The sequence below is a fragment of the Rhodococcus sp. 15-2388-1-1a genome, assembly GCF_002259145.1.
Classification (GTDB): Bacteria; Actinomycetota; Actinomycetes; order Mycobacteriales; family Mycobacteriaceae; genus Rhodococcoides.
Window position 1 is genome coordinate 32,376 of record NZ_NPFP01000016.1, and the last position, 18,644, is coordinate 51,019.

The following is an 18,644-nucleotide window of genomic DNA, read 5'->3' on the forward strand; positions in this document are numbered from 1 at the left end:
GCGGTGCGTCACACGAACATAACTCGACTTACGGAATTACGCAAGCCTCGGACGGCCGAGGTTCCGGCAGGACCATGCCTGCCCCGTATCATCGAACGGTGAACGAACGAACATCCGTCCCGGAGCACCGGCCCGGGCCACCGCCCCGAGCCGGTGGCGACCTGAAGCGGCCGTTCTTCGAACACGCCCTCGTGCTGTTGGCCACGGTCGGCTACGGAGGCTTCAAGCAAGCCGCCCTGTGCAAATCCCTCGGTGTCACGACCGGCGCGTTCTACCACAGCTTCGGAGGGTGGAAGGATTTCTGCACCGAATTCCTCGACTTCTGGTATCAGGAACGAACCGTGCGGATCGCCGAAACCGCTCAGGCGCACAGCGATCCGGTCGAACGGTTGGGAATGCTCGTAGAGGCAGTCGGAAATCTCCCGCACCGTGCCGAGGCCGCCATCCGCGCCTGGGCCGCAGTCGATCCCACCGCGGCGCGCGTTCAACGAACGGTCGACCTGCAGCGGTACGACGTCGCCGAAGAAGCGTTCGAGCACGTCGTGTCGGACCCGCAGCTCGCGCGCCGCTACGCGCTCGCCGGGGTCGCGATGCTCACCGGGTTCGAACAATCGGTGTTGCACGACGAGGATGCCGCGGACCTCGAATGGTCACTGCGACTTCTGCTCGACGCCGCCCGCCGGGATGCGCCGTCGACTCCTCAGCCCTGAAAGGCCGCTCCGGACTCGAGCAACGGCTCAGGATCGACACCCCACTGCAGTAGTACGTCCTCGGTATGCTGCCCGACCGCGGGCGGCCCCGCCGTGACGGTCGGTTCGATGCCCGAGAATCTCGGCGCAGGCATCGGCTGCACCAGGCCGTTGTCCCGCACCACAGAACCACGCCGGCGGATGTGCGGATGATCGAGCGCCTCCAGCATGCTCAGCACGGGTGACACGCACGCGTCGGTACCGCCGAACACCGCCGTCCATTCCCGTTGCGTCCGAGTCATGAACGCAGACGCGATCACCGATGCCGTTGCCGCCCAGGTGCTCCTGTCGTTCTGAGCACCTGGGTCCAGTGCCGTCACGCCGAGTCCGTCGAGCAGCAGCGCATAGAACTTCGGCTCGATGGCTCCGACTGCCATGTGTCGGCCGTCCCGGGTCTCGTACACCCCGTAGTACGGCGCTCCGCCGTCGAGCATGTTCACTCCGCGGGTATCGGACCACGTACCGGTGTTCATCAGCGCGTGGGTGCCGGCCAGCAGGTGCGCAGTGCCGTCGACGATCGCCGCGTCCACCACGCGACCACGCCCGGTCACCCTCGATTCCAGCAATGCCGCCAGGACGCCCATCACCAGATAGGTACTGCCGCCACCGAAGTCGCCGACGAGGTTCAGCGGAATCTGCGGAGGGCCTCCCGCATCACCGATGGCGTGGAGCGCGCCGGTGATGGCGATGTAGCCGATGTCGTGTCCGGCGCTGGTGGCCAGCGGACCGTCCTGACCCCAACCGGTCATCCGGCCGTAGACCAGCGCGGGATTACGTGCGTGACACTCGTTCGGTCCGATTCCCAGCCGCTCGGCGACACCCGGCCGCCCACCTTCGATCAGAATGTCGGCACGCTCCACCATCGTCAGCACGGCATCGACCGCATCGCGAGACTTCAGGTCCAGACCGACCGAGCGTTTGCCTCGATTGAGGATGTCCTGCTCCGGCTTTCCCGGGAAAACTCCGAGTCCGCCTGGACGTTCCACCCGAACGACCTCGGCACCCATGTCCGCCAGAGTCATTCCGGCGAACGGGGTAGGTCCCATTCCCCCGATCTCGAGAACCCGGATGCCCGAGAGGGGTCCGGGATGCTCAGCCAAGAGGGTTCGATCCCACGCGCGCGCCGCTCAGATCGGTGATCTCCGACCACCGTTCGGCGACGACACCGACCGACGGGGGCGTCTCGAACCTGACGCCGTCGTTCTGGAACTGAGCAACCCGATACACCGCTCCGCCGCCCGCGACGAAAACCGAGCCCGTGGTGGTCGACTCCTCGGTCAGCAGATATCCGACCACCGGTGCCACGAAGGCGGGCGGAAGCGTGTCCAGAAGGTCCTGCGGAGCGATGCCTTCGGTCATCCTGGTTGCGGCCATCGGCGCGACAGCGTTGACGAGAATGTTGCTTCGCTCCCCCTCGATCGCCAGCGTGTTGAGCAACCCGACCAGCCCTGCTTTGGCGGCGCCGTAGTTGGCCTGACCGAAGTTCCCGAACAAGCCACTCGTCGAGGTGGCCATCACGATTCGCCCGAATCCCTGTTCCTTCAGGTGCGGCCACGCTGCGCGAGTGATGTTGAAGCTGCCGTACAGGTGCACCTTCATCACGGCGTCCCACGATTCGGGGGTCATCTTGGCGAAGGACCCGTCACGGAGGATTCCCGCGTTGTTGACGATCCCGTGGACCGCTCCGAAAGTCGATATTGCAGTATCGATCACCCGCTGGGCACCGTCGGTGGTCGAGATGTCGTCGTAGTTGGCGACCGCCTCACCGCCCGCGTCGCGGATTTCGGCGACCACGTCGTCCGCCATCGCCGAACCGCGTCCCGAACCGTCCTTGGATCCGCCGAGGTCGTTGACGACGACCCGAGCGCCTTCCGCGGCCGACAGCAATGCGTACTCGCGGCCCAGCCCGCCGCCGCTTCCCGTGACGACCACGACGCGGTCCTTGACTCCTGGCATGTCGATTCTCCTTGGCATTCGAGTTGATGTTCGAGATCACCGGCCGATCGACGGCGTCCATCGATGCGAACCTCGCATCGTCGACACTTTTTATCACATGTTAAATTCGATGAGAATGCCCGACCCGTTTCACCAGCGAGGGAGTACCGGCCGTGAATGGATCCACTCGAGCACCGGAGTGCACCACCACCACACCTCCGATCGAGGTGGGCCAGTGGGAATTCGTGGCCGACAACGTCCTGCGAATACCTCTGCCCCTACCGATACCGGAACTGAAGAGCGTCAACTGCTACGCCCTGTTGGGCACCGACGGAGTCACCCTGATCGACCCGGGTTGGGTGTCCGAGGACACCGAGCAGTCGCTGAACACAGCTTTGACAGAGGCCGGCTCCTCGATGGACGAGGTCTCGACAATGCTTGTCACGCACTCGCATTGGGACCACTACACCCAGGCATACGCACTGCACCGAGAGCGCAACACCACCCTGCTGCTCGGACGGAACGAGCAGCACAGCATTCGGGCGTGGGCCGAACTCGACGGGGCATTCCCGAACCAGGTCGGATTGCTCGACGGGGCAGGCGCGGACGAACATGCGAGACGACTCGAAGCCACGCCGGTTGCCGACACCGAGAAACACACGGCGTACGGGCATCCGACCCAGTACCTCGACGGGGACGAGAACCTTCGACTGTCCGGAACCGTCGTCAAAGTACTGTCCACACCGGGACATACACGCGGACACCTGGTGTTTCACGACAAGACAAGCAACCTGTTGTTCAGCGGCGATCACGTACTGCCCCGGATCACCCCGTCGATCGCTTACGAGCGCTCCCCGGACCGGATGGCCCTACGGTCCTACCTGACGTCACTTCGACTGCTCGTCGATCATGCTCCGGCCGAGATGATGCCGGCCCACGGAATCCCGCAGCCGGTCGTTCACGAGCGAGCTCAGGAATTGATCGACCATCACGAAGCCCGACTACGTGAAGTACACGAACTGATCGACGCCGGAGCATCGACCGGACTCGCCATCGCGTCGGCCATGAAGTGGACAAGACGCAACATCGGTTTGGCCGAACTGGCCCCGAACCAGCAGTGGACGGCGATCCTCGAAGCCGTCGCGCACGCAGACCTCCTCGAATGGCGCGGCTACGTCTCCCGAACCACCGACGGCCTGACGGACTCGTACCGCCCACTCTGACTCACACCGGGTGCAGGTCCGAGATCTTCCATCCCTGATCGGTATCGACCAGTGCCACGACGACTCTGCTGCCGGCAAGAGCGGGTGCCGGATCCGCGGTAGTGGTCGTCGTCTGGTTGACGAACATGAGCAGGGTTGCGGAATCGACGTCGACGTCGACGATCGAGGACTCCACCACGGTGGCGTCGGTCGTCACGCCCTTGTCCTTGGAGGTCGGGGCGATCACCGTCGTCGAGAGCTCACCGAACTGGTCCTTGAACTCCCCGGTGAGTGCATCGGACGCGTCGGTCAAGGCAGTATCGACCGTGTCGGGTGTGTAGGAGAGCAGACGCGGAACCTGTTCGCCTGCAACCGCCGTCGCCGCTGTCCGTGCGGCACTGATCTGCTCGTCCGTACGGGCCTCGGACCAGGTCCAGGCCGCTCCTGCGATCGCTCCGACCGTCAGCACTCCGAGAATCGACGCGGTGACCTTCGCGGTTCGTCGCGACCACCGTCCAGGACGCCTCATGCGACGAACTCCACGTTCGACACGAGCCAGGACTCGTCGATGTGTTCCAGGCTGATCTTCATGCGATACGTCCTTTCCTCCCCATCGGGAGCTTCCGTGTTCTTCACGGTGGACGTCACTGCCGCCAACACCGTCGCGGCGTTCTCGTCCGACGTGACGACGCCTGCTTCGTTCACCTGTCCCGTCGAGTCGACCTGCCCGTCACCGAGTACCTTCTCGAAACTGCCGGACACATCGGAGAATTGGTTCCGAAAATCACCCGTCGTCGATGCCAGAATGCGGTCCAGGTCATCACGAGCGGACGAGTATCGAAGCGTGACGAGATTGACCGCAGCGGCGCGGGCAGTGCTGAGCACCGCGTCGTTGCGAGCGGTGACCTCACGACCGTCGCGGCTCTGGACCGTGAACACCGTCGCCGCGGCCACTGCACTCACGAACAGTACGAGCAACACCGCGCACAGCGCGGTCAGCCGTCGGCCGGCGCCGTTGCCTGCGGTGGACGTGCTCTCTGCACTCGAATCCTCCACCGGCTCATCCTGTGTCGCTACTTCCTCAGTGGGGTCAACCGCAGATCCTGCCATGTTCGAAGCTCCTTTCCATTGTTCGTGTCGTCGACGCCGGAGAGCGTGTACATCTTTCCGTCGGGAGCGAAGAAGTTGCCCGTGGACGGGTCGTACGGCACCGATTCACCCGTGTCACGGAACCCCAACATTCCCTCCTCCGCTTCGGTCGTGGGTTCCGTTGCGGCCGGTACCGACTCGGCAACGGGCGCAGCCGGAGCGATCGGAGCGACCACGGGCGCAGGCACGGTCTGGCCGGGGCCGGTGGCACCGTTCGGGCGTGCCAACATCTCGGCCCAGGTCGAGGGCAGCCCGCGGGGGCAATTGGCCACCTCTGCTGTCCGCACCGACTGATCGGTTGCACACGGCTGGTTTCGCGCACTGCGCACCGCACGCGGATCATCCTGAGGGAGTGTGCAATACGCATTGGTGTCGGGGTCCATGGGCGAGGTGTCGGACGGGTCGCGGCGCTCGATACCACCGAACCCCTCCGTGCAGGGTGCGGGCCGCTGTGTACTGCCGAGCTTGACATCCAGTGGACCCTGACCCCGATCGGGATCTCCCCCGAGCGGGAATTCGCGGAACACGTTGCCCACAGCCGAGGACAGTGCCGGGTAGACGACCAGAACGTGTTCGATCCCGGGGAGATTGACCTGCGCAACCTGACCGACGGTCTGCAGGTTCGCCAGCATCATCGGGAGGGCCGGCTGGAGTTGGGTGAACGCAGAGCTCACCGTGTCGGCAAAGCCGGGACCGACGTCGAGGGTGTCGCGGATCTGCGCGTCGTTCGCCACCAACTGCTCGGAGAACCCGTTCAGATCCGACACCGAGGACAGCGTCTGCGGGCGAACGTCGATGCCTGTGTCCAGCAACGGTTCCGAGTCCTCGATCAAGCGAACCGTGGGATCGACGTTCGCCAACGCGAGTGAGACCAACGACTGCGACGAGTCGAGCAGCCGCGCCAGATCCGGCCCGAGACCGTTGAAGGCGTCGAACGACTCGTCGATCGTCGTACGCAGGTCTTCGCCGGGAACCGACGCCAGTAGTGCCTGGGCGTTGGACAGCAGCGTTCCCGTCGAGGTCGGCACCGACGTCGAGTCGACCGAGACTTCGGATCCGTCCACCAGGAACGGGCCGTCCTCCGATTCCGGTGTGAAATCCACATACTGCTCGCCGATGGCGGAGACGCTCTTGACGGCGGCTGCAGACGACGCCGGGATCGAATACTCCGAGTCGATCTGGAGCTCGGCAACCACATCGGTCGACGTGACCGAGACGCTGCGGACCAACCCGACGTCGATGCCGCGATACGTCACGATCGCGTTCTCGTACAGCCCCGCCGCATCGACGAAATGGGCCTCGACGGTATAGGTCCCGATCCCGGTGACCCGTTTGAGTCCGAGGTAGTTGTAGGTGACGTACGACAGGCTCACCACGGTCAGGACCAGAAACACCACCAACTGGGCACGAACGAACTTGGTCATCGCGGTTCCCCTCCGCCCACGGGAGCGAGCAACGGGTCGACGGCACCGGTGGCCGTTCGTATTCCGAGCAACGAGGCCGGGTCGGGAATGCTGCCGAGTACGTCGTTCTGCAGAGTCGGAATCGAGATGTCGAGATTCATGAACAGGTTGATGTAGTCACCGCGAATCGTGTTGGCGGCCGTCGTGACCGGGAACGGAATCGTGCCTGCAATGATCAACGAATTGGCCAGTGTGGAGCCGGTCGCAGCCAGTTCGGTCAACGTGGGAGCCAGGTTGGCCAGGTTGGCGGTCAGATCGTCCTTGCTCGCGTCGAGTGCCTCGTTCGCCACTGCGGCCGCCGATCCCACCGACCCGAGCATGTCGCGCAGCAACTGCTGCTGGTCGTCGAGCACCTCGAGCGCCGGTTGTATCGACGTCACCGCCCGGTCGATGGTGCCCGTCTGAGAAGCGAGTTCACCGCTGAGCCGGTCGAGTGAGTCGATCGCTCTGACGATGTCCTGACGCTGCGAATCGAGACCGTCGACGAAGGTGGCCACCCGGCCGAAGAGAGCGTTGATCGCTTCCTCGTTGCCACCGAGCGCAGCGTTGGATTCTCGGGTGATCGTTCTGATCTGCTGCAGTCCACCACCGTTGAGCAACAGCGAGAGCGTGGACAGCACCGCTTCGGTTTCCGGAAAGCGGCTGGTCCGCGACAGCGGGATGACGTCACCGTCGCGCAGCTGCCCGACGGTCTCCTGCCCCGCCGGCGTGGCGAGTTCCAGGTACTGCGCACCGAGCAGGCTCTTCTGCGCCAGCGTCGCCGTGGAGTTCGAGCCGAGGTACGCATCCTGCCGAAGATCGACGGTCAGTACTGCGATCGAGGAATCGACCCGAACCGATCGAACGGTTCCGATCGTGACGTTGCCCGCCTTCACCTCGGAGTTACCGACCAGGTTCTGCACGTCCGCCATCTCGACCTCGATCGTGAACACCGGCTCTCCCCCGGTCGAGTTGCCGGGAAGCGCAAAGGAATTGAGGCCGTCGAACGAGCATCCCGTGACCGCCCCCATGGCAGCCAGTGTTGCTGCAGCGGCGACGCCGCGTACACGCCTGTTCATCAGCGTTCACCTTCTTCGGGGCTGTCCGCGGCCGGTGCCGGTGGAGCCGCGTACGCAGCCACACCACCGAGTTGAGCTGCGATGTCGGCACATTGATTCTGGGGTGCTCCCACGGTCGTGAGCAGTCCGCAGATGAAGTTGAGCGGGTCGACCCGATCCGGCACCGCCAATGCTCCGGTCAGTGAATTGGCCGACGGATCCCAGATGTTGTACAGGTTGGACAATGCTGTCGGTGCCACGTGCAGCAGCTCGGCGATGTCGTCCTCACGATTGACCAGAAGCTGTGTGATGTCGACCAACTGGGTGACATCGGTACTCAACTGGTCCTTGTTGTCCGCCACGAACGTGCGCACCTGCTCCATCGCCGGAACCAGCTCCTGCAGTGCTGCATCGAATTCGGTTCTGTTGTTGTTCAACAGAGTCGACAGGTCCGCCAACTGCCGAACGAAACGATCGACTTGTTCGTCGTTGGCCGAGAGCGCGGAGACGAAAGCCTGCAGATTGCGGACCGTAGCGAAGATGTCCTCGCCGCTGTCGTTCAACGTGGTCGTCGCCTCGGACAGGCTTCGCACCGTTTCTCCCAGAGTGGAGCCGTTGCCGGACAGCGCGTCTGCCGACGAGGCCAGCAGCTCGTTGACCGAACCGTCCGCGTTGAGACCTTCCGGGCCGAGATCTGCCGTCAACTGCGAGAGCTGGTCCTTCAGTTGGTCGAACTCCACCGGAACCGCGGTGCGCTCGACGGGAATGGCGGCGCCGTCGCTCAACGTCGGCCCACCCGAATACGTCGGAGCCAGTTGAACGTAACGTCCTGTCACGAGCGTCGGGGCGACGATCGCTGCACTCGCATCGGCGGGCACGTCGTACGCGCTGTCGAACGTCAGGTGCACACGAACGGTTGCGCCCTGGGGAGTGATCGCGTCGACGGTTCCGACCGGGACACCGGCTATGGTGACCGGGTCTCCCTCGTACAGCCCGACCGAGTTGGTGAAATCGGCGGTGACGCTGATCTTCGACATATGTCCCACGGCCACGATCCCCACCGATGCGAGTAGAGCGCACACGACCAGACCTATCACGAGAGGTCCGGTGGCGGGCATCCATCGACTCGCGCGCTTCATCGCTCTCCTCCGAAGCTGTTGGGGAGCTGACCACGTAGATCGGTGGGGACGACGTTCTGGATGATCACCTGGAAGTAGGGACCGGACGCCACCGACTCGCCCAGTTGCCGTACGAACGGGGCAGCCCTGGTCAAGCTCTGGTTCAGGTTGTCGTAGTTGTTCTGCAGCAGCTGCGCGATCTTGTTCAGCTGGTCGAGTGTCGGCCCGATCTGCTCACGGTTCTCCGACACGGTCGCCGTCAACTGTGCCGATACCGATCGAATGTTCAGTAGCAGCGAGTGCACGGTGTCCGACCGCTCGTTCAACGAGGTGAACAATGCTTGGCCATCGGTGAAGAGTTGCGAGAGTTGGGTATTGCGCTCGGCGAGTACGCCGGTCACTCCGTCGGCGTGCTCGAACAGTGAGTGCAGCTCGTCGTTTCGGGACGAGACCGTCTGCGAGAGCCGGTTCACGCCCTCGAGTGATCCGCGCAGATCGGCGGGCAATCGATCGAAGACCTGACCGGCGGTGTCCAAGGTTCCCGACAGGTCCGGCACATCGGTGTCCGTGACCGTTCGGGTCAGATCCGACAACGAGGTACTGACGTCGAAGCTGGCGCGCGTGCGCTCACGTGGAATGGTCGAGCCCGGCCGCAGCACGTCGGAACCGGCCGGCTCCAGATCGAGATAGCGTCGTCCCAGCGCGGTCTGGACCTTGATGGCGGCCTCGGTTCGGTCGCCGAGAACCACGTCGGTCGTCGTCGCCGAGAACTCGACCTCGACGACGCCGTCGTCGAGTCCGATGTCGGCTACCTTTCCGACCTTGACACCGCTGATCTGCACGTCGTCTCCCGTGTGCAGACCCGAGGCATCGACGAACTCCGCTGTGTAGGTGTTGCTTCCGTTCAGGAACTGGAGCGAGTCGAAGTTGAAGGCAACGACGAGCGCGAGAACTATGCCCACTGTTCCTGCGATCCCGATGGGGACCGGGTTCCTGTCTCGGAACGGCTTCATTTCTGGTACCCCTCGATCATTGCTGGCACCTCTGCGTCGGCGATACGGCCATGGGGGTGGTGAGCTGGTCACTGAACTTGATTGCCACACCGCAGAGGTAGAAGTTGAAGAAGCTGCCGTAGGTGCCACGGCCGAGCAACTTGTACGCCTGGGGGAGCTGGCCGAGCACCATGTTCAACGTGTCGCTACTGGCGTTCAAGTTCGACGACAATGCGCCCAGCTGCGTGATGTCCTGTTGCAGAGCGGGTCTGGATTCACTCAGGACGGACGACAGCGTCGCGGTCACCGCATCGACGTTCGTGATCGCGTCTGTCACGCGCACCCGGTCATCGGACAGTCCTGTGACTATCTTCTGCAGTCGATCGATCATCGACGAGAACTGTCCGCGCCTGCTGTCGACGGTGACCAACACGTTGTTCAGGTTCGTGATCACTCGGCCGATCACCTCGTCCTTGTCCGCCAAGGTTCCGGTGAGCGAACCGATCTGCTGCACCAACGAACCGATGACCTGCGACTGTCCGTTGAGCACTTGGACGAGTGAGGACGTGAACATGTTCGTGTCCTCGGGACTGAGCCCCTGCAGCAGCGGCTTGAAGCCGTTGACGAGTTCGTCCAGATCGAGGGCCGCCTGGGTCTTGTCCAGGGGCACCGTCGATTCGTCGGGAAGGGCGTCGAGACTGCCTGGGCCCTGGGACACTTCGAGGTATCGATCACCGATGAGATTCTTGAACTTGATCGCCAGTGTGGTGCCCGAGGTCAAGACGATCGCGCGGTCCACCGTGAACGAGACCTTGCTGACGACGTTCGAGCCGTCCATCGCGAGGTCGACCGAATTCACCTTGCCCACCGGGACCCCGGCGAGCTTGACGTCCTCGCCCGACACGATTCCCGACGCGTCCGCGAACACCCCCACGAACGTCCGAGTCGGTCCGAATCTCATGTTTCCGACCACCGTTGCCAGAAGCGCGGTCGTGAGCGCCGTGATGATCATGAACACGATCAACTTCAGGCCCGGAGCTCTGGCGGTCATCGGCCGAAGATGAAGGTCGGCCCGTACAACAGTTTCAGCAACGGGGAGTCGGCGAGTTCACCGGCGGTGAACTCTCGTGTGTAGGCCTCGCTGCCGTCGTGGAACTGCACGTGCGGAGGCAGTGGATCGCTGTAGTCGACGGGAGTGCTCCGGCAGTTGGGTCCGTCGTCGAGACCTACCAGAGGCAGGTTGTTCGGGTAGGTGTACTCGGGCTGGCCGACGATGATGGTGGACTGCACGTTCAGTCCCGGCTTCGTTCCACCGATCACCTGCTCGAGCCGCGGAACGTTCTGGCTCATACCTTGGAAGAAGCACACGGTCTGTGGTGAGTACCGCGCCAACAGAGCCGTGGTCGGCCTCAGTGCGGACAGTGCTGAGATCATCGGTTCCTTTACGTTCCGGAAGAAGTCCTCGCCCGTGTTGCCCAATGCGGTGAAGCTGACCAGGAACGCAGTGAGCTGCGCCTGCTTGTCGACCACGGTGTCGCTGGTCGTGCCGACATTCGCAGCGAGAGAGAGGAACTCGGGTGTTGCGTCGGCGAAGGTATCGAGGTTGTCGGCAGTTTTCGGGATGTCGCGTTGCAGTGTGGGGATGCTGCCGTTGAACTGTGAGAGGTACCGGTCGAGATCGGTGAGCAGAGTGCCTGCCTGCTCGCCCCTACCGTCGAGGGCGGTCGCCACTGCACTCAGAGTCGCATTGACCTTCTGCGGGTCCACGACGTCGAGCAACGACACCAGTTTCGCGAACACGTCGTTGACTTCGACGGTGACGGAGCCGCCGTCGATGGTCGACCCCGGACGCAGCGAGGACGGCGACGGGTCGGCCGGCATCTCGAGTGTGACGAACTTGCGACCGAAGACCGTGGTCGGTTCGAGATGCACAGCGACGTTCGACGGGACCTTCCGAAGTTCGTCGGGCGTGATCGCGAGGGTGAGAACGGCGCTCCCGTCCCGATATTCGACTGTGTCGACGGAGCCGATCACCACCCCTCGCAGCTTCACATCCGACCCTGGATCCATGAGAAGGCCGGACCGGTCGAGTTCGAGCGTGATCGCCTCGGTTGTGGTGAACAGACCACGGTAGAACGCAGTGGACAGCCAGGCCAACGCCACCACGGCCACGATCAGCACCGCCCCGAGTACCAGATACACGGACGGGGACACCTGGCCCGCTGGGCGCGTCCGCGTGCGCGTCATCCCGAAATCCGAACGTTGGACGCAGGGCCGCCGAACACGGCGATACCGATCAGGAGGTCGACGAGCATGATGGCGATCAGCGACGTTCGGACCGCGCGCCCCACTGCCACACCGACGCCTGCCGGGCCGCCGCTGGCGTTGTACCCGTGGTAGCAGTGGACCGACATCACGATGAGCGCCATGGCAAGGACTTTCAGCAGCGACCAGAGCACGTCGCTGGGCACGAGGAAGACGTTGAAGTAGTGGGCGTAGGTGCCACTCGACTCACCTGCCAGCACCACGGTGACCAATTGTGTTGCGAGATAACCCATGATGAGCGCGATCGCGTAGAGCGGGATCACCGCCACGAAGCCGGCGATGATGCGCGTCGTCACCAGATACGGCATGGACGGCACCGACATCGATTCGAGTGCGTCGATCTCCTCGCTGACTCGCATGGCACCCAGTTGTGCGGTGAATCCGGCACCGACCGTGGCGGTCAACGCCACTCCGGTCACCACGGGAATGGCCTCGCGGGTATTGATGAATGCCGAGACGAACCCGGCGAGCGCGGCGATACCCACGTTGCCGAGAGTCTTCGTTCCCTGCTGACCGACCTCGTATCCCGCTGCCGCAGTAAGGAAACCGATGACCACGACGCTTCCGCCGATCACGGCCAGAGCGCCTGTCCCGAGTGAGACCTCGGCGATGAGTCGGACGACTTCCTTGCGATAGTGCACGATGGTGCGTCGGATCCACAGGAAACTGCGGAGATGAAAATGCACCTGCTGACCCAGTCCGACCAACGCATCCTGGGGCTTTCGCGTCGTGCGCAGTACTCCGCGAGCAAAACGGGATCCGCCTGCTCCGGATTTCGTCAACGAATCGAACACGCTCGGCCTTCCTGACTACTTCAACTGAAGTGAGATGGTCGTGATGATCGAGTTCGCGAGGAACAGCAGCACGAAGCTGAACACGACCGTTTGGTTGACAGCGTCACCGACGCCCTTCGGTCCGCCTTTGGCACGAAGACCCAGGTGGCAGGCAACCAACCCGGCGAGTAGTCCGAACACTGCAGCCTTGAGTTCACTGACGATCAGATCGCCGAAACTGGTGAGCACCGGAATGCTGGTGATGAATTGTCCTGGTGTCGCACCCTGCAGGAACACCGCGAACGTGTAGCCGCCGACCAGCCCGACAGTGGTCACCAGACCGTTCAGGAAGAGAGCCACGACCATGGAGGCGAGCACCCGTGGAACGACGAGGCGATGAACGGGATCGATGCCGAGTACTTCCATCGCGTCGAGTTCCTCGCGAATCTTCCTCGATCCCAGGTCGGCGCAGATGGCGGTTGCACCGGCTCCGGCCACCACCAGCACGGTCACGACCGGTCCGATCTCGCGAACCACAGCCAATCCTGCTCCTGCACCGGAGAAGTCGACAGCGCCGATTTCGGTGAGCAGGAGGTTGATCTGGAAGACCACGATGACGCAGAAGGGAATCGCCATCAACAGAGTCGGGACGATCGAGACACTGGCGATGAACCACGCCTGTTGCACGAATTCACGAAAGTGGAACGGCGGCTTGAACATCAAGCGAAACACGTCGAGCGCGGTCGCGTAGAAGTTACCGATCTGACGTGGGGCTCCGAGGGCAGCCTGTTCTATCACGTTTTTTACTTTGCGTTCAGAACTCACGACAAGCCGGTCCCCTCTCGATTCCTACGTCGGTTGTCCGCGGACGCATTTCGCTTCCTGCCCGCAGCGCACCCTGCCTGTCCGGCAGCGGCGACGAACCGGCTTCCCCGCGGGCCGCTCGCGCCTGTGAAGCCTGTCACAAGCGTCGGCCGATGTGCAAGGCCTAACGCTCATTAACTTTATTCTTGGATAAATTAAACCTTCGGTCGGTTTCAGGACTCCTGAAGAACGGTGAGCGCCAGCAACTCGGTGACGTGGGCCAGACGATCCTCGTCGGTTCGCTCGAGCCGGACCATGTCGGTCACCACGCGACGGGCCGCGAAGACACGAACGCGTGCGTCGTTCACGTCGAGTCCCGGCCTCGATCGCATGACTGCCTCGACCCATCGATCGACATCTCGTGCCATCGACTCACGGAGCCGACGAGCGTCTCCGAGAGGCACGTTTCCGGCTTCGGTGATGTAGACCCCGAACAACTCTCGGTTCGCGGCAGCGACTGCGCAATAGCTGCGCACCAGCACCCGCAGCTTCTCGTCGGGCGTGCCAGCCTGCGCCAGAGCCGTGCGCGCACCGTCGGCCACCATCGTCACCGCCCTGAACAGGACGTCGACCAGCAGCTCCGATTTGGACGAGACGTAGTGGTAGACACTCGGACCCGTGATTCCGGCCGCGGCTCCGATGTCGTCCACGGTCACCGCGGCGTAACCGACCCGGTAGAACAGTCCGACGGCCGCGTCCTCGACGGCCGTGACCCTCGACCCGGTCCTGCCCTCATCGGAGCCAGGGCGAGCACCATCGCCGAGAGCCCCGACACCGTCACGGCGCGCCCGAGTCCGACGAAGGTCGAAGGACAGCAGTGCGAATTCGATGTTCTCGAGCGCTTCTCTGTAGCGGGACAGATCCATGTCCACCGGGTCGGTCGATGGACTGCCCGCAACCGAGAGCATCGCGCAGGCGATCAGATGACAGTTCTCGTGGGAGAGGTCCGCGTGCGAGGCGGAGACCGATGCGGTCACGGTATGCACGATCATCGCGTAGCGGCCCTCGATCACACGTCTGTCGTCGGCATCCAGATGTCGAACTTCTCGCTGCACCAGGGTCCAGATCTCACGTCGCTCGAGCGCGACGTCGATCATCGGCGCGACGAGATGGGAGACGTCGCGATCGGCGTACTGCCGCAGCACCGACTCGGCGGGTCCGAGGGTCGACACCACCGCTGCCATCAGCAGCTGTTCCTTGGACGAGAAGTGCCGGTACAGAGCAGGTGCCGTGAGATCCACTCGTCGAGCAACTTCCGCGAGTGTCACGTCCTCGTAGCCACGCTGATGGAACAGCTCGGCCGCGACGGCGGTGATCTGTTCTCGTCGCGCCCGCCCGCGCGCCGTGACAGGCCGGGTAGCAGCGTCGTTCCGCGGAGGCATTCTTCTCGTTCCGTGCTTTCGAAGTCAGGTTCGAACAGTGCACCATATCCAGTGCTGCAACATCGGTCGGAACCGTGAATTGTGCCCGGCACATCTATAGTCGGACCATGGCACGAAAAGCGACCGCGAAGCTCACCGACGAGGGCGAACTGCCCGAATCGAAATCCGCACGGACTCGCGGCCGCATTCTGGACGCGGCTGCTCATGTGCTCAGCATCAAGGGGTATGCGGGAACGCGGCTGACCGATGTCGCGGAATACGCGGAACTTCAGGCACCGGCCATCTACTACTACTTCCCCTCGCGCGAAGAACTCATCGAGGAAGTGATGTGGGTCGGCATCGCCGACATGCGCCGGCACGTGCTCGCGGTGTTGGACGCGGTCGATCCCGCGTCGAGTCCGATGGACCGCATTCTGGTGGCGGTGGAGGCACACCTGCGACACGAACTCGAGATCTCGGATTACACGACCGCATCGATTCGCAATGCCGGTCAGCTTCCCGAGTCGATCCGAGCGCGGCAGGTGGCCGAGGAGGCCAAGTACGGCAAGATCTGGCAGAAGCTGTTCAAGGACGCTGCAGACGAGGGCCAGATTCGCGACGACCTCGATGTGAAGATGGCGCGGATGCTCGTCATCGGAGCATTGAACTGGGCGGCCGAATGGTGGAACCCACGCCGGGGCTCCCTCGACACCGTGGTCGCCACCGCCCAGTCCATCGTCTCGGCCGGCTTGTCTCCCAAAACCACGTCGACTGCTGCTGCAGCGCCGCGCAAGACAGCCGCACCGGCACGGCCCCGTCGCCGCTCCGGTCAGACCGCGATCTGACCGGAGCGAGTCGCCGGCCTCGTCACGGTCAGACTTTCGCCGCCGCGATCAGTTTGCGCTTCTCCGCGAACTCCAACGCTGCCGACCAGTCCGTCTTCTTCGAGATGAGCACGCGGTACTTCATGATGTCCGCCTGTCCGTTGACGGTGAGTGCGCCGACGACGGTCTCGCCTTTGCGGTAGAGCGCCACCCACTTGCCGGGGACGTCGACATCACCCTCCACCAGGACGACCTCGTCGGCATCGGTGATTCCGACGAATTGGATGCGGCTGTCGTACCAGTCCGACCAGAAGTACGGGACCGTCGAGTACGGCTTGGCCGCCGCCGGATCCAGTGCGTTTCTGGCCGCAGCAGCACCCTGCTCCGCCGCGCTTGTCCAGTGTTCGAGCCGCTGGTGGCGGTCGAAGAGTGGGTTGCGCCAGTTGGCCACGTCACCGGCTGCGTAGATGCCGGGAATTCCGGTGAACAGCGTCTCGTCGCACAGGACCCCGTTGTCCAGGGTCAATCCCGAGCCTTCGAGCCACCCGGTGGCAGGAACGGTGCCGATGCCGACGATCACCAGTTCTGCCGGGAGCACGGTTCCGTCGGCCAACACGACCCGCTCGACCCGGCCGTTCCCTTCGACGCGGTCCACTCCGACTCCACACCGCAATTCGGTGCCGTTACGGTTGTGCAGCGACGCGATCGCCGGACCCATCGACGGTCCGATCGCGCGCACGAGCGGAGTCGCCAGCGCCTCGACGACGGTGACGGGGATACCACGCTTGTTGGCGTTGGAGGCCACCTCGGACCCGATGAATCCCGCGCCGATGACGACTGTCCGAGCACCCGAATCCAGTGCAGCCCGAACGGCGATCGCATCGTCGATGGTGCGTAGTCCGTGCACTCCGTCGAGATGTTCGGTACCGGACAGAGCTCGCGCCTGGGCCCCGGTCGCGATGATCAGCAGATCGAACGGGATATCCGAATCCCCCACCTGCACAGTTCTTTCCTCGATACTCAACCCGGTGGCCGGGTTGCCGAGCAGCATCGTCACGTCGAGTTCTTCGGCGAAGGTCTCGGGAGTACGAAAGAAGGGGACGTCCGGGCTCGACCCGTCGACACCGGGTTCGAGATATGCCTTGGACAGCGGCGGCCGGTCGTACGGAAGATGTTTCTCGGCACCGATCAGGGTGATCGTGCCTTCGAATCCGGCTTTCCGCGCACTCTCGACCGCTCTGAGTCCGGCCAGCGAGGCACCGACGACAACCAGATGCCTGCTGTCGGCCGACACACCGGTCATGTGACGGTGACCTTGCCGGGGGTGTCCAACACGGTCAGTGCTCGATTCGCAAGGCTTCGGTGGGGCAGCCGGCAATGGCTTCCTCGACCTCGGCCAACTCGTCGGGCTCGATGTCCTCCTTGAGCGCGAGCAGATCACCGGAATCATCCACCTCGAAAAAGGCAGGTGCCAGGGATTCGCAGATTCCCAATCCGGTGCACTTCGTTCGATCGACGACGACCTTCATCGTATTTCCTTTCACTCGGCTCACCGCCCCTCTTCGGGTACGGTCAGCGACCTTCGAATTGTGGTGCTTGCTTACCGACGAACGCGGCGATGGCACCTCGCGCATCGGACGTCCCGCCGGTGATCGCAAGAGCGTCGATCTCGTCGAGCAAGTGCTCGGACAGGGTGTTGGTCGACGATTCGCGAAGTAGTCGGCGCATCTTCCCGAAGGCTCGAGTGGGGCCCGACGCAAGCGATACTGCAAGCGAGAAGGCCGTGTCGGCCAGCCGGTCGGCGTCGACGACCTCGGTCACCAGCCCCCACTCCACCGCCTCTTCGGCTCCTACCCGGTAGTTCTGGAAGAACATCTTCGCGGCACGCCGTGGTCCGACGAGCCGGGGCAGGTACCAGCTTCCGCCCCCGTCGCCGGACAATCCGATCGCTGCGAACGCCGTCGAGAAATGCGCGTTCGGAGCCGCCAGCACGAAGTCGGCGGCAAACACGAAGCCGAGACCGCCGCCGGCAACGGCACCTTGCGCAGCAGTCACGATGGGTACATCGAGCATGCTGAACAGCCGAAACGCTTCGTGGAACGGGCCGGTCATCCGCCGCAGCAGCGGTCCGATCTGCTCGGGGTCGCCGTCGACGAAATAGGTGATGTCGCCGCCGACAGTGAGGTTGGTTCCCGATCCTTCGATGAGCACCGCTCGCACGGTCGGATCCGCCGCGCACCGTCGGGCCACTTCGAGCGTGTCCTCGGCCAGGGCGAGATCGATGGCGTTGCGCTGTTCGGGCCGATCGAGGGTGATGCGCGCAACCGACTGTTCGACGCGATATCGGATGGTCGTCAGCTGCCGTTCGCCCCGCGATGTTCGATCGACTGCCTCGTGCCAGCGTTGTGAGTCGGTCAGCTGCACCAGTTTCGAGACTTTGCCGTCGACGAAGGTCAGCACGTGTACGAACTCCGCGTCCAGGGCGGCACCCGTCGACCTACCGGTGCCGACATACCTTCCCGCCACGTAGAGCCGTCCGTCCTCGAGCCCGACGAATTCTTCCGGGCGGGCCGCCGCCGAATATTCCTTGGCGATGCCACCCCAGAAATTCCGCCGCATGTCTGCCGCGTCGGAGTAGTCTCCGCCGAGGCCGAACGGGAGCCCCTCCGTTGCGTGGCCACGGAAGCTGGGATGCAGGACGTTCTTCAGCACCTCACGGTCACCACTGGCCAACGCCGCATACAGCGCGCGAGCGGTCTCGATCGGTCCGGCCTCCGCCATGATGCCCCTTCGTCGTGGTTGTCGAATTTAATATAAATAAAAATAGCCTCGCCCGTCAAGGCGCTGCTCGA

The 18,644-nt window shown here is 63.7% G+C and carries 19 protein-coding genes; 3 read left to right on the forward strand and 16 right to left on the reverse strand.

The window, feature by feature from the left end:
- Nucleotides 1-98 precede the first annotated feature (98 nt).
- Nucleotides 99-710, forward strand: coding sequence for a TetR/AcrR family transcriptional regulator (locus CH302_RS10580; protein ID WP_052047992.1), 612 nt, complete (start codon nt 99-101; stop codon nt 708-710).
- On the opposite strand, the gene CH302_RS10585 is transcribed toward CH302_RS10580, so the two are convergent.
- Together CH302_RS10585 and CH302_RS10590 are read right to left on the reverse strand one after the other, a co-directional pair.
- Nucleotides 701-1,849 carry a CaiB/BaiF CoA transferase family protein gene (locus CH302_RS10585; protein ID WP_037194371.1) on the reverse strand — a complete coding sequence of 383 codons (1,149 nt, stop codon included), beginning with the start codon at nt 1,847-1,849 and terminating at the stop codon, nt 701-703. The two genes, CH302_RS10580 and CH302_RS10585, sit on opposite strands and share 10 nt — an antisense overlap.
- The gene (locus CH302_RS10590) at nt 1,842-2,705 is read right to left on the reverse strand and encodes an SDR family NAD(P)-dependent oxidoreductase (protein WP_037194368.1); all 864 of its coding nucleotides are present in this window, start codon (nt 2,703-2,705) and stop codon (nt 1,842-1,844) included. Before CH302_RS10590 ends, CH302_RS10585 begins: the two co-directional genes overlap by 8 nt.
- A 152-nt stretch (nt 2,706-2,857) precedes the next feature.
- Here CH302_RS10590 and CH302_RS10595 point away from each other — a divergent pair, with 152 nt between their 5' ends.
- On the forward strand, nt 2,858-3,907 hold the full coding sequence (locus CH302_RS10595) for an MBL fold metallo-hydrolase (RefSeq protein WP_082323809.1): 1,050 nt from the start codon (nt 2,858-2,860) through the stop codon (nt 3,905-3,907).
- Between the two features lies 1 nt (nt 3,908).
- On the opposite strand, the gene CH302_RS10600 is transcribed toward CH302_RS10595, so the two are convergent.
- The 11 genes from CH302_RS10600 to CH302_RS10650 form a co-directional block, all read right to left on the reverse strand.
- The gene (locus CH302_RS10600; protein WP_052047991.1) at nt 3,909-4,415 is read right to left on the reverse strand and encodes a hypothetical protein; all 507 of its coding nucleotides are present in this window, start codon (nt 4,413-4,415) and stop codon (nt 3,909-3,911) included.
- Nucleotides 4,412-4,942 (reverse strand): hypothetical protein, encoded by a 531-nt coding sequence (locus tag CH302_RS10605; protein WP_052047990.1) that lies wholly within the window; start codon nt 4,940-4,942, stop codon nt 4,412-4,414. The genes CH302_RS10600 and CH302_RS10605 overlap by 4 nt, the downstream gene beginning before the upstream one ends.
- Before the next feature lie 17 nt (nt 4,943-4,959).
- Nucleotides 4,960-6,459, reverse strand: coding sequence for an MCE family protein (locus tag CH302_RS10610; RefSeq protein WP_094649936.1), 1,500 nt, complete (start codon nt 6,457-6,459; stop codon nt 4,960-4,962).
- Nucleotides 6,456-7,556: an MCE family protein gene (locus CH302_RS10615; protein ID WP_037194363.1), complete on the reverse strand. Its 1,101-nt coding sequence runs from the start codon at nt 7,554-7,556 to the stop codon at nt 6,456-6,458. The genes CH302_RS10610 and CH302_RS10615 overlap by 4 nt, the downstream gene beginning before the upstream one ends.
- Nucleotides 7,556-8,674 carry an MCE family protein gene (locus tag CH302_RS10620; RefSeq protein WP_037194361.1) on the reverse strand — a complete coding sequence of 373 codons (1,119 nt, stop codon included), beginning with the start codon at nt 8,672-8,674 and terminating at the stop codon, nt 7,556-7,558. The genes CH302_RS10615 and CH302_RS10620 overlap by 1 nt, the downstream gene beginning before the upstream one ends.
- Complete coding sequence (locus CH302_RS10625) at nt 8,671-9,666, reverse strand: MCE family protein (protein ID WP_032367177.1); 996 nt, start codon at nt 9,664-9,666, stop codon at nt 8,671-8,673. Before CH302_RS10625 ends, CH302_RS10620 begins: the two co-directional genes overlap by 4 nt.
- Before the next feature lie 16 nt (nt 9,667-9,682).
- The gene (locus CH302_RS10630) at nt 9,683-10,696 is read right to left on the reverse strand and encodes an MCE family protein (RefSeq protein WP_032367178.1); all 1,014 of its coding nucleotides are present in this window, start codon (nt 10,694-10,696) and stop codon (nt 9,683-9,685) included.
- On the reverse strand, nt 10,693-11,892 hold the full coding sequence (locus CH302_RS10635; protein WP_082323808.1) for an MCE family protein: 1,200 nt from the start codon (nt 11,890-11,892) through the stop codon (nt 10,693-10,695). Before CH302_RS10635 ends, CH302_RS10630 begins: the two co-directional genes overlap by 4 nt.
- Nucleotides 11,889-12,752, reverse strand: coding sequence for an MlaE family ABC transporter permease (locus CH302_RS10640; RefSeq protein WP_371828148.1), 864 nt, complete (start codon nt 12,750-12,752; stop codon nt 11,889-11,891). The genes CH302_RS10635 and CH302_RS10640 overlap by 4 nt, the downstream gene beginning before the upstream one ends.
- 27 nt (nt 12,753-12,779) lie before the next feature.
- Nucleotides 12,780-13,463, reverse strand: a complete 684-nt coding sequence (locus CH302_RS10645; RefSeq protein ID WP_094633173.1) for an MlaE family ABC transporter permease — start codon at nt 13,461-13,463, stop codon at nt 12,780-12,782.
- 317 nt (nt 13,464-13,780) lie between these two features.
- A complete protein-coding gene (locus CH302_RS10650; RefSeq protein WP_052047988.1) occupies nt 13,781-14,989 on the reverse strand; it encodes a TetR/AcrR family transcriptional regulator in 1,209 nt (402 codons plus the stop codon).
- Nucleotides 14,990-15,096: 107 nt separating this feature from the next.
- On the opposite strand from CH302_RS10650, the gene CH302_RS10655 reads away from it, so the two are divergent.
- Nucleotides 15,097-15,813, forward strand: a complete 717-nt coding sequence (locus CH302_RS10655) for a TetR/AcrR family transcriptional regulator (RefSeq protein ID WP_032367181.1) — start codon at nt 15,097-15,099, stop codon at nt 15,811-15,813.
- A gap of 28 nt (nt 15,814-15,841) precedes the next feature.
- Here CH302_RS10655 and CH302_RS10660 read toward each other — a convergent pair whose 3' ends face one another.
- The 3 genes from CH302_RS10660 to CH302_RS10670 are packed head-to-tail and all read right to left on the reverse strand — an operon-like array spanning nt 15,842 to nt 18,573.
- Nucleotides 15,842-17,095, reverse strand: coding sequence for an NAD(P)/FAD-dependent oxidoreductase (locus tag CH302_RS10660; RefSeq protein WP_037194354.1), 1,254 nt, complete (start codon nt 17,093-17,095; stop codon nt 15,842-15,844).
- Between the two features lie 34 nt (nt 17,096-17,129).
- Nucleotides 17,130-17,321 (reverse strand): ferredoxin, encoded by a 192-nt coding sequence (locus CH302_RS10665; protein WP_032367183.1) that lies wholly within the window; start codon nt 17,319-17,321, stop codon nt 17,130-17,132.
- 43 nt (nt 17,322-17,364) lie between these two features.
- On the reverse strand, nt 17,365-18,573 hold the full coding sequence (locus tag CH302_RS10670; RefSeq protein WP_037194351.1) for an enoyl-CoA hydratase-related protein: 1,209 nt from the start codon (nt 18,571-18,573) through the stop codon (nt 17,365-17,367).
- Nucleotides 18,574-18,644 lie beyond the last annotated feature (71 nt).

Bases quoted from the DNA above. Each gene is read 5' to 3' on its own strand.
- CH302_RS10590 (WP_037194368.1), bottom strand. From the start codon at position 2,705: ATGCCAGGAGTCAAGGACCGCGTCGTGGTCGTCACGGGAAGCGGCGGC.
- CH302_RS10600 (WP_052047991.1), bottom strand. From the start codon at position 4,415: ATGAGGCGTCCTGGACGGTGGTCGCGACGAACCGCGAAGGTCACCGCG.
- CH302_RS10610 (WP_094649936.1), bottom strand. From the start codon at position 6,459: ATGACCAAGTTCGTTCGTGCCCAGTTGGTGGTGTTTCTGGTCCTGACC.
- CH302_RS10615 (WP_037194363.1), bottom strand. From the start codon at position 7,556: ATGAACAGGCGTGTACGCGGCGTCGCCGCTGCAGCAACACTGGCTGCC.
- CH302_RS10620 (WP_037194361.1), bottom strand. From the start codon at position 8,674: ATGAAGCGCGCGAGTCGATGGATGCCCGCCACCGGACCTCTCGTGATA.
- CH302_RS10625 (WP_032367177.1), bottom strand. From the start codon at position 9,666: ATGAAGCCGTTCCGAGACAGGAACCCGGTCCCCATCGGGATCGCAGGA.
- CH302_RS10630 (WP_032367178.1), bottom strand. From the start codon at position 10,696: ATGACCGCCAGAGCTCCGGGCCTGAAGTTGATCGTGTTCATGATCATC.
- CH302_RS10635 (WP_082323808.1), bottom strand. From the start codon at position 11,892: ATGACGCGCACGCGGACGCGCCCAGCGGGCCAGGTGTCCCCGTCCGTG.
- CH302_RS10645 (WP_094633173.1), bottom strand. From the start codon at position 13,463: ATGTTCAAGCCGCCGTTCCACTTTCGTGAATTCGTGCAACAGGCGTGG.
- CH302_RS10650 (WP_052047988.1), bottom strand. From the start codon at position 14,989: ATGCCTCCGCGGAACGACGCTGCTACCCGGCCTGTCACGGCGCGCGGG.
- CH302_RS10655 (WP_032367181.1), top strand. From the start codon at position 15,097: ATGGCACGAAAAGCGACCGCGAAGCTCACCGACGAGGGCGAACTGCCC.
- CH302_RS10660 (WP_037194354.1), bottom strand. From the start codon at position 17,095: ATGACCGGTGTGTCGGCCGACAGCAGGCATCTGGTTGTCGTCGGTGCC.
- CH302_RS10665 (WP_032367183.1), bottom strand. From the start codon at position 17,321: ATGAAGGTCGTCGTCGATCGAACGAAGTGCACCGGATTGGGAATCTGC.
- CH302_RS10670 (WP_037194351.1), bottom strand. From the start codon at position 18,573: ATGGCGGAGGCCGGACCGATCGAGACCGCTCGCGCGCTGTATGCGGCG.